Genomic DNA, 9,032 nt, shown 5'->3' with positions numbered 1-9,032 from the left:
TACAAGGTGGAACTGCGGAAGGCCGCCTGAAGAGCGCGACCCCGGCTCCGTAGTTTCTATTCAGGGAGCCGCCGAGCAGAACCATCCTCCGCACCAATGCCTGGCGGCGACCGAAGGATCTACTCACCCCGGAGCGAGGCCGGCTCCTGCGCACTGCATCTGGCCACCAGACACGCGGAGTAGATCCTTCGGTCGCGTCCAACCATTGGCGCAGGAACGAATTACGCGCGGACGCTCCCTCAGGATGACTTCGCGTGTGGCATGATACCACCTTGCAGAGCATCGTTCAGGTACAGCTTCTGAAAAGCCTCTCACGGAGGACACAGAGGACACAGAGAGAACTTCAATCGCGTCTTCAGTTCCCTCTGTGTTCTCTGTGTCCTCTGTGTGATTCCAATCTGTTTGGAACCAGAACTATGCTCGGCAACTTGGTATGAGATGCACAGTCGGTCGCAACAGAGCGGGGCGCCTCACCCGAGACGCCCCCGCTCGCCGAATCTACCTCGTACTCCGTACCTCGTACCTCGTACTTCCGTACTCTCGTACTTCCGTACTTCCGTACTAATCCTCGTCCTCGTGCAGCTTCCTGAGCTTCTGCCGGAGCGTGTTGCGGTGGATCCCCAGGATCTCGGCGGTGTGGCCCAGGTTGCCGCCGGTGAGCGCCAGCGCGCGGCGGATGTGGCGGATCTCCATCTCCCTGAGCGGCAGGAACTCGCCGTCCTCCTTCCCCCGCTCGCGCGGCGACCCCTCTCCCAGGCGCACCTCGGGGGGCAGGTTCTCGGGGAGGAGCACGCCGCCCTCGGCCACCAGCAGCGCCCGCTCGATCACGTTGCGCAGCTGGCGGATGTTCCCCGGCCAGCTGTGGCTGCGCAGCAGGTTCATCGCCCCGTCCGAGATCTCGTGCACGGGACGGCCGTGCTTGCGCGCGAAGTGCTCCACGTAGTGCCGCGCCAGCAGCTCCACGTCGTCGCCGCGCTCGCGCAAGGGGGGCAGCTCCAGCACGACGACGGCCAGGCGGTAGTACAGGTCGTCGCGGAAGCGGCCCGCCGCCACCTCCTCGGCCAGGTCGCGGTTGGTGGCGGCCACGACCCGCACGTCCACGTGGATCGGCCGCTCGCCGCCCACGCGCTCGATCTCCTCCTCCTGGAGCACGCGCAGGATCTTGGCCTGCATCCCCGGGCTCATGTCGCCCACTTCGTCCAGGAAAAGCGTGCCTCCGCTGGCCCGTTCGAAGCGCCCCGCCCGGCGCGCGGAGGCGCCGGTGAAGGCGCCTTTCTCGTGGCCGAAGAGCTCCGACTCGAGCAGCGTCTCGGGGATGGCGGCGCAGTTGACGGCCACGAAGGGGCCGCGGGCGCGCGCGCTGTGCTCGTGGATGATGCGGGCCAGGAGCTCCTTCCCCGTGCCGCTCTCGCCGTGGACGAGCACGGTGGCGGTGCTGTCGGCCACCTTGCGCGCCACCGCCACCGCGGCCTGCATGCGCGGGCTCTGGCCGATGATGTGGCTGCCCCCGTCGCCGTTGCGCACCGGAACGGGCGCCAGCCCCCGCGCCGGCACCACGGCCGGCTGCCGGAACGGAATCGTCGCCTGTCGGATCGGCTCCCGCATGCGTCCTCGTCCGTGATGAGTTTCCCGCCGCGCTCCGCGGCGGGCGCCGCTACCGCTCCACCACCCCCAGGATCGGCACCCGCGGCCCGCCCGGCATCACCGCCACCGCCCGGATCGTCGACCCCACGGCCGTCCCGGGCTGGCGCGCCGTGACCCGCACCTCGGCCTCGCGCGGCACGAACGCCGTGCGCGCGATCAGCTCGGGGAGCCGCGCCTGCGCCTCCTCGCGCCGGAACCGCGGGAGCGCGCCGAGCACCTCGTACGGGGAGAGGAACGGGCTCTCCCGCCGCCGCTCCACCAGCGCCCGCGCCCCCTCGTCTTCGATCCCCGGCAGGGTGAGCAGCACGGGGACGGGCGCGGTGTTCAGGTTGATCCGCCCGTCGCTCGACACGGTGAGGTGCGGCGAGGCCGAGGCGTACGCGGCGCGGGAGACGCCCGGCACCCCCTGCAGCTCCTCGACCGAGGCGAAGGCGCCGCGCGGGGGGCGGAAGCGCTCGCGTAGCGAGTCGGCCGGGGCGTTCTCGAAGGCCGGCAGGTGCTCCGAGCGCCAGCGGTCCACCGCCAGCGCCAGCCGGGCGGCGTCCTCGGGGCCGTAGCCCACCGCCGCGAAGAGCGCGCGCAGCTCGTCGGGCGTGGCGGTGTTGAGGCTCAGCTTGCTGCGCGCGTCCACCACGGTGGCCCGCACGTGCACGCGGTCCACCTCGAACTCCTGGGCGGGGACCACCAGCGTGTCGCGCAGCACCAGCGCGCCGGTGGCGGCCGAGACGGCGAGCTTCGAGCGCAGCGCCTCGGACATGCGCGCGAAGCCGGCGCGCGCGGCCCAGCGCGCCCGGGCCGAGGCGCGGGCGTTGGCCGTCACTCGCTGGTCGGCGCGGACGCCGGTGTGCAGCTCAGCCGCCAGGGCGGCCGTCAGCACCAGCGCCCACAGCACCGCCACCAGGGCGAAGCCCCGCCGGTTGGACATGCCTCCTCACGCTCGCGTCGGGGTTGGACCGGAGCGGCGCCACCAGCGGCAGCCGCAGCACGCCGGGCAGCCCCCCCGCTCCGGGGTCGGCCGCCAGGAGGGGCGGGGGGAGCACGCGCAGCTCCACCGCCTCGGGGAGCACCGAGTCCGAGGCCCACGCCTCGATCCAGCGCTCGTAGCCCTGCACGATGGTGCGGTAGCGCACCGAGAGCCCGGCGGCCGCGGGGGCCACCGAGAGCGTCTCGGCGGGCTCGCCGGGCCGGAGCGGCGCCACCTCGGCCAGGAGCCCGGGGCGCGCGGCGTACAGCCCGCGCTCCACCCACAGGCGGATGCGCCGGGGGCCGGGGTAGAGCGCGCCGCCGTCCTCCACCGCGAAGGAGAGCGCGTCCACCTCCAGCGGCCCGTCGCGGAGGTCGCGCCCCACGAAGGGCCCGCCCCCCTCGACCATGGCCGCGGCGCGCAGCCACCCGTCGAGCACCGCGCGCGCGGCGGGCCCGGGGAGCGCCTCCTGCCGCTCGCGCTCCACCCGCGTGCGCGCGTCGGCCGCCGTCCTGAGCACCCCGTACGCCGCCCCGATCACGATCCCGGTGACCACCATCGCCACCAGCACCTCGACCAGCGTGAACCCGGCGCTGTGCATCGGTCGATGCCGGCGAAGCCGGAGCACTTTCGCACTCTCGCACTTTCGCACTTTCGCACTCCCGCTCATCGGGCAGGCGCGAACTCGGGGAGCATCTCCACCCGGTGGAACACCGTCTCCAGCGAGTACTCGCCCCCGGGCCAGCGCACCAGCACGGCGGCCTGGACCAGCGCGGGCGAGCCCTCCTCGATGCGCAGCAGCGTCCGCCAGCGGTAGCGCTCGAACGGCGCGGGGAAGACCCCCTCGCGCGGGCGCAGGTACTCGGCGATCGAGTCGACGGAGAGGAGGGTGAGCTCGGACATGCGCTCCTCGGCCAGCGACACCGCTTCCAGGTGCGCCTGTAGCCGCCCCTGCTCGTTCGTCCCCGCGCGGATGGACGAGAGCAGGGGGACGAGCGCGAGGCCCAGGATCACCAGGGCGACCAGCGCCTCCAGGAGCGTGAAGCCCCGGCTATCGAGCGGCGGCCTGCCGCGCCGCGCCGGTCCAGCCGTCGACCGTGACCGCATGGCGCACCTCCCCTTCGGCGATCTCCACCCGGTCCGCCCGCGCCCTCCCCAGCGGGTGGAACCGCGCCCGCGCGACCCCGTCCGTCCCGCCGGTGATCCGCCCCTCCGCCGGGAGCGGGAGCGTCCCCGTCTCCAGCGTCTCGGCCGCGCTGCCGTCCTCGGGCTCGGTGACCGAGGTCCACTGCCCCGTGGCGACGTCGAGCGTGATCACGACGGGCGTCCCGCGCCGGGCCGACAGCTCCCGCGCGTGGGCGTAGACGCCGCGCAGCGCGCTGGCCGCGGCCCCGGCGCTCCGCTCCGCCGGCGGGCGGAAGGCGGGGAGCGCCACCGCGGCCGCGATCCCCAGCATGATGATCACGACCAGGACCTCGACCAGCGTGAAGCCGGCGGCGGTCGTTCGTCCCGGGTACCGCGAGCCGCGCACCGCGAGCTGCAACGGCTCGTCTGGGCGTGTCCCCGCTGCGCGGGGCCGGGCTGCGCGCGCCGTAGGGCAGCAAACGACGCTGCCCAACGGCGCCGGGCCCCGGCCGCGCCAAACCCCCGGCGCGCCCGTGTCCCGGCCCTCCGGGCGCGCATCCCTCACGCTCGTGCCCTCCCGCCGCGTCCCGTTGCGGGGCCGCCTTCCGCCGGTCGAGGCCTGCCTCGCCCCTGCGTCCACGGCTGTGCTCCTCATCTCCGCGATCCTCCGGCGGCTCTGCGTCCCCGCCGCCGCTCCCCGCCGATCGTCGTCGCCGGCAGCAGCGCCGTCGGGCCCGTCCCCGGAGCCGGAGGCGTGCCCTGCTGCTGCGGCTGCTGCGGCGCCGCCGACGGGGGCGGCGGCGCCGGGGCCGGGGCGGGCGCCGGGGGCGGAGCGGGCGCCGGAGCAGGGGCCGGACGCTGCGGCTGCGGACGCTGCGGCTGCGGGCGCTGCGGCTGCGGCCGGCCGCGCTGCGGGCCGGTGGGGACGAAGAGCGTGTCGGTGGAGAGCTCCCAGTACAGCGGGATCGAGTCGGGGAGCACCCGGTCCAGCCGCGGCGCGTCCTCGCGCACCCGGCGCGTGGCCTCGCTCACGTCCTCGTCGGTGGCCAGCACGTGCGGCGTCAGGAACAGGAACAGCTCGGTGATGTCGTTCGTCCGGTTCGTCGAGCGGAACAGGTTCCCCAGGATCGGAATGTCCTTCAGGAACGGGATCCCCGAGTTGGTCACCGAGCGCTGCTGGTCGATCAGCCCGCCGATCACGATCGTCTGCCCGTCCTTCACCAGCAGCCGCGTCTCCGCCTCGCGCGTGCTGATGATCGGCGCTCCGAACTGCGTCTGGTTGGTGGCCGTGCTCACCTCCTGCAGCACGGTGAGCGTCACGTAGCCGTCGGGGTTGATCGTCGGGCGGATGGTGAGCTGCGTCCCCACGTCGCGGTACTGGATCACCTGGTCGCGCGCCGCGTTGTCGGTGGGCAGCGCGCGCGAGATCTGGATGAAGGGCCGCTGGTCGCCCACCAGGATGCGCGCCTCCTCGTTGTTCTGCGCCATGATCACCGGGCGCGAGAGGATGTTCACGTTCCCCGACGAGGCCAGCGCCGAGAGCGTGAGGCTCGCGTCCACGCCCCCCAGCCGGGAGATGCGGATCACCACGTCGCCGTCGGTGGCGCCGGCCAGCGTGCCGCCCACCCGGGTGTCGCTCCCGGTGCGCACCTCCTGGTCGGGGACGTCGAAGGCGATCCCCACGTTGAACTGCCGGTTGCGGCGCACCTCGGCGATCAGCACCTCGATCAGCACCTGCAGCGGGCGCCGGTCCAGCTGCTGGATCGCCTGCTGGATGGTGGCGTAGTCGGCCGGGCTGGCGCGGACCAGGAGCGAGTTGGTGCGCTGGTCGGCGAAGATCTGCACCTCGCCGCGCAAGCCCGCCGCGATCCCCTGCGCCTGCAGCCGGGGCGCCTGTGGCTGCGCCCCGGGCGGGATGGCGTCGCCGCGCAGCTCCTCGGTGAGCGAGCGCGCCCGGTCGCTGGGCCCCGCGGCGCCCGAGAGGCCGAAGAGCGCGCCGATGCTGCGGGCCATGTCCTCGGCCGGCGCGTGGCGCAGGTTGTAGACGAAGAGCTGCAGCGGCCCGCCCTGCTGCGGCGCGGCCTGCGGCTGGGCCCCGGGGACCACGCCTCCCGCCGGGTCGCCGGTGCCGCGGACGCGCATGATCCCGCCGCCCTCGTCGACCAGCTCCAGGTTGTTGGCCTTGAGGATGCTCTCCAGGTACTGGCGCACCTGCGCCGGCGAGATCGGGTTCGGCGTGCGCAGCACCACCGGGCGCTGGGGGAGCTCGCCGTAGACGATGTTGAGCCCCGCGGCCTCGGCCAGCGCGGGGACCGCCAGGCGCAGGTCCGTCCCCTGGAAGTCGATCATGATCCCGCCGTCGGTGCGCGTCACCCCCTGCTGCGCGGCGAGCGGCGCGGCCGAGGCGAGGAGCAGGGCGGCGAGCAGGGACAGGGTGCGCGTCACGGGGTTCCTCCCGGCTGCATTTCCAGGGTCAGCGTGGTGTCGTTGCCCTCCAGCCGCGCCTTCCCCGGCGTCACCCGGACGAGCTTGAATCCGTCGATCTCCTGCCCCACCCGCACCACGCGGCTCTCGCCGGTCTGCCCGGCGATGGCCGCGATGCCGCCGCTGGGGAGCGCCACCGTGCCCAGCAGGCGGAGGTTCCACACCGGCGCCGGCGGGGCCACGGGGGCGGCCGCCATCGGGGGAGGCACCGCCTCGCCCGGCATCCGGTAGCGCCCGGCGGGGCGGCTGCGCTCGGGGCGGAAGGGGTCCTTCGCCACCGCCGCCAGGATCGCCGCGTCGGAGCCGGCGGCCGCGCGCGGGCGCACCTCGGGCATCGGCGCGGCGCGGCGGGCGGCGGGGCGCGGCGGGAGCGGCTCCACCCGCCGCGCCCCGGCGTACGCCGAGACCAGCAGGAGGGCGGCGCCGGCCAGCGCCCCCAGGGCGATGCGGTTGGCGGGGGTCCACCCCGCGGCGATGCTCATCCCGCGTCCTCCTCCGTCTCCGTCTCCGTCTCCGGGTCCTGGTCCTCGCCTCCCTCCGCCCCGCGCCGGGCCGGCTGCGCCAGCGTGAAGCCGGTGGCGGTGAAGCGGAAGGTGAGCACCTCGGGCTGCACGCCGGCTCCGCCGGGCGTGTAGAACGGCGTGGGCGAGTACGCCGGGCCCCCGGCCTCGCCCGCCGCGGGGACGGCGGAGGACTCGATGCGCAGCTCGCTCACGTCCACCAGCTTGGGGCCCGTCTCCAGCATGTGCAGGAGCGTCAGGAGCCCCTCCAGGTCGGCCTCGCCGCTGACCGCCACCGGGAGCGCGGTCACCCCGCCCCCCGCGTCGCGGCTGGGCGCGGGCTCCACCCGGGTCACGTTGGCGGGCGCCATCCGCCCCAGGCGGCGGACGTACCCCGCCACCGCGGCGGCCGCGGCCGCGTCGTCGTCGCCGCCCATCAGCCGCGGGGCCGCCGTGAGCAGCCGCTCGGCTCCCTCGTCGAAGACGCGCGGGTAGTCGGCCGCCTCGGACAGCAGCGCCAGCTCGCGGCGCAGCACGGCGCGGTCCTGCTCCAGCCGCTCCCGCGCCGTGCCGAGCGCGTCCAGGTACGGCGAGACCACCAGCACGAAGAAGAGGGCGGGGACGAGGAGCGCGCCGCCCAGCAGCAGCGCGCGCCGGTCGCGCGGCGACAGGTTGGGGCGCTTCACGGCCGCCTCCCGCCCGCGGGCCGCGCGGAGCGCCCCGCCCGGGCCGACTGCAGCGCGGCGGCCACGTCGAAGCGCTCGCCCGCGTCGCCCTGCTCCCAGCGCACCGGCGAGGCGAGCGAGACGCGCTCGAACACCGGCGACGCCTCCAGCGCGGGGACCACCGCCGACGCCGAGCGGGCGATCCCCGCCAGCCGGAAGCCCGTGGAGTCCGCCGCCAGCGTGCGCAGGTACGACGAGTCGGGGAGCGCGCGGGCCAGCGCCGCGATCTCGCGCGTCCACCCCCGCGAGGCGCCCTCCAGCTTCGCGATCGTCGTCAGCCGCGAGCGCACGCCCTCCACGTCGGCGCGCGCCTCCAGCGCCCGCCGGACCGCCGGGGCGATCTCGCGCCGCCTGGCCTGCACCGCCTCCAGCTCGCGCTTCACGCCCCACAGGTGCAGCCACGCCGCCGCGAAGAGCAGCACCGCCGCCGCCGCTGCGAGCCCGATCGTCCGTCGGCGCGCGCGCCGCGCCCGGTCGCGCACCAGCGCGTCGGGGAGGAGCACGGGGGCGCGCCCGCTCGCGCGCGCCGCGCCGAGGGCGACCACGGCCTCGGCCGGGACGCGCTCCGCCTCGCGCGAGCGCAGCAGCCGCCCGCCGTAGTCCTCGCCCAGCGTGAGCGCCGTCCGGAGCGCCTCGGCCCCCGGCCCCGAGCCGGCGACCAGGACCCCCGCGAGGGCGGCGCCCTCTGCCTCCGTGGCCTTCATCGCCTGCGTCGCCCGCTCCGCCGTGGAGGCGGCGTCCGCCCCCGGGGCGATCGGCTGCACCAGGCGCGCGGAGCCGTCCTCCAGCAGCACCAGGTCGAGCCCGTCCGCCGTCGCGGCCAGGACGGCCACGCGGCCCTTCTTCACCGCCGGGGCCAGCGCGCGCGCGCCCTCGGCCAGCCCCACCGCCGCGGGGACGATGCGGCCCACGCGGAAGCCGGCCGCCGCGCACGCCGCGGTGACGGCCTCGACCAGCCCCGCCGGGGCGCAGGCGGCCAGCGTGGGCGCCATCGTCCCCGAGCGGGGGCCGGGGACGCGCACCGCGTCGGCCACCAGCACCTCGTCGCGCACCGCGAAGTGGCGGCGGGCGTTGCGGCGCACCAGGGCCGAGAGCTCCGCGCGGCGCACCGGCGGCAGGGGCACCACCTTGGCGTGCCCCAGCCGGCGCAGCAGCGCCACGTCCACCGAGCCGCCCGAGACGCGCAGCGTGGCCGCCAGCTCGCGCAGCGCCTCCTCCAGCTCCGGCCAGGCGTTCTTCCCCGGCGGCGGCAGCGTGCACTGCAGCACCTCCACCGGGCGCGGCGCCAGGAAGCCGCGGGCCAGCCGCACCACCGTCAGGTGGTCGGGCGCCACGGCCAGCGCCAGCCGCGCCCGGCGGGTGCCCACCAGGCGGCGGGGCGCGCGCGGCTCGTCCACCCCCGCGGCGTCGATCGCCGCGGCGGAAGACCCGGCCCGGACCGGCCCGTCTCGCGAGCCCTGCAGCGCGTGCAGCATCTTCCTCGAATCCCTGCGAAAGCGCCCTACGTCGGCGTTCAAGTCCTTGGTGTTTTAGTCCTTAAGTCCTTAGTCCTGAACTGCGCGGCGACCCGGTACTAACGCACTAAGGACT

At 75.5% G+C, this 9,032-nt stretch carries 9 protein-coding genes; all 9 read right to left on the bottom strand.

Features of this window, described 5'->3' with window-relative positions; all coding sequences use genetic code 11:
- Positions 1–561: 561 nt before the first annotated feature.
- The 9 genes from VF746_30675 to VF746_30635 all read right to left on the bottom strand — a co-directional run bounded on the left by VF746_30675 (position 562) and on the right by VF746_30635 (position 8,917).
- A complete protein-coding gene (locus VF746_30675) occupies positions 562–1,605 on the bottom strand; it encodes a sigma-54 dependent transcriptional regulator (protein ID HEX8696823.1) in 1,044 nt (347 codons plus the stop codon).
- A 49-nt stretch (positions 1,606–1,654) separates the two neighbouring features.
- A complete protein-coding gene (locus VF746_30670; GenBank protein HEX8696822.1) occupies positions 1,655–2,569 on the bottom strand; it encodes a type II secretion system protein GspK in 915 nt (304 codons plus the stop codon).
- Complete coding sequence (locus VF746_30665; GenBank protein ID HEX8696821.1) at positions 2,496–3,209, bottom strand: prepilin-type N-terminal cleavage/methylation domain-containing protein; 714 nt, start codon at positions 3,207–3,209, stop codon at positions 2,496–2,498. Before VF746_30665 ends, VF746_30670 begins: the two co-directional genes overlap by 74 nt.
- A 65-nt stretch (positions 3,210–3,274) precedes the next feature.
- Positions 3,275–3,715, bottom strand: a complete 441-nt coding sequence (locus VF746_30660) for a type II secretion system protein (protein ID HEX8696820.1) — start codon at positions 3,713–3,715, stop codon at positions 3,275–3,277.
- A complete protein-coding gene (locus VF746_30655) occupies positions 3,660–4,151 on the bottom strand; it encodes a type II secretion system protein (protein ID HEX8696819.1) in 492 nt (163 codons plus the stop codon). The genes VF746_30660 and VF746_30655 overlap by 56 nt, the downstream gene beginning before the upstream one ends.
- A 233-nt stretch (positions 4,152–4,384) precedes the next feature.
- Positions 4,385–6,178: a secretin N-terminal domain-containing protein gene (locus VF746_30650; protein HEX8696818.1), complete on the bottom strand. Its 1,794-nt coding sequence runs from the start codon at positions 6,176–6,178 to the stop codon at positions 4,385–4,387.
- The gene (locus VF746_30645; GenBank protein ID HEX8696817.1) at positions 6,175–6,699 is read right to left on the bottom strand and encodes a hypothetical protein; all 525 of its coding nucleotides are present in this window, start codon (positions 6,697–6,699) and stop codon (positions 6,175–6,177) included. Before VF746_30645 ends, VF746_30650 begins: the two co-directional genes overlap by 4 nt.
- The gene (gspM, locus tag VF746_30640; protein ID HEX8696816.1) at positions 6,696–7,403 is read right to left on the bottom strand and encodes a type II secretion system protein GspM; all 708 of its coding nucleotides are present in this window, start codon (positions 7,401–7,403) and stop codon (positions 6,696–6,698) included. Before gspM ends, VF746_30645 begins: the two co-directional genes overlap by 4 nt.
- Positions 7,400–8,917: a PilN domain-containing protein gene (locus VF746_30635; protein HEX8696815.1), complete on the bottom strand. Its 1,518-nt coding sequence runs from the start codon at positions 8,915–8,917 to the stop codon at positions 7,400–7,402. Before VF746_30635 ends, gspM begins: the two co-directional genes overlap by 4 nt.
- Positions 8,918–9,032: the final 115 nt, after the last annotated feature.

This window comes from Longimicrobium sp., assembly GCA_036389795.1.
Taxonomy (GTDB): Bacteria; Gemmatimonadota; Gemmatimonadetes; order Longimicrobiales; family Longimicrobiaceae; genus Longimicrobium.
This window is presented reverse-complemented; position numbering and strand designations above follow the sequence as displayed.

Bases quoted from the DNA above. Each gene is read 5' to 3' on its own strand.
- VF746_30665 (HEX8696821.1), bottom strand. From the start codon at position 3,209: ATGCACAGCGCCGGGTTCACGCTGGTCGAGGTGCTGGTGGCGATGGTG.
- VF746_30675 (HEX8696823.1), bottom strand. From the start codon at position 1,605: ATGCGGGAGCCGATCCGACAGGCGACGATTCCGTTCCGGCAGCCGGCC.
- VF746_30645 (HEX8696817.1), bottom strand. From the start codon at position 6,699: ATGAGCATCGCCGCGGGGTGGACCCCCGCCAACCGCATCGCCCTGGGG.
- VF746_30670 (HEX8696822.1), bottom strand. From the start codon at position 2,569: ATGTCCAACCGGCGGGGCTTCGCCCTGGTGGCGGTGCTGTGGGCGCTG.
- VF746_30660 (HEX8696820.1), bottom strand. From the start codon at position 3,715: ATGCGGTCACGGTCGACGGCTGGACCGGCGCGGCGCGGCAGGCCGCCG.
- VF746_30635 (HEX8696815.1), bottom strand. From the start codon at position 8,917: ATGCTGCACGCGCTGCAGGGCTCGCGAGACGGGCCGGTCCGGGCCGGG.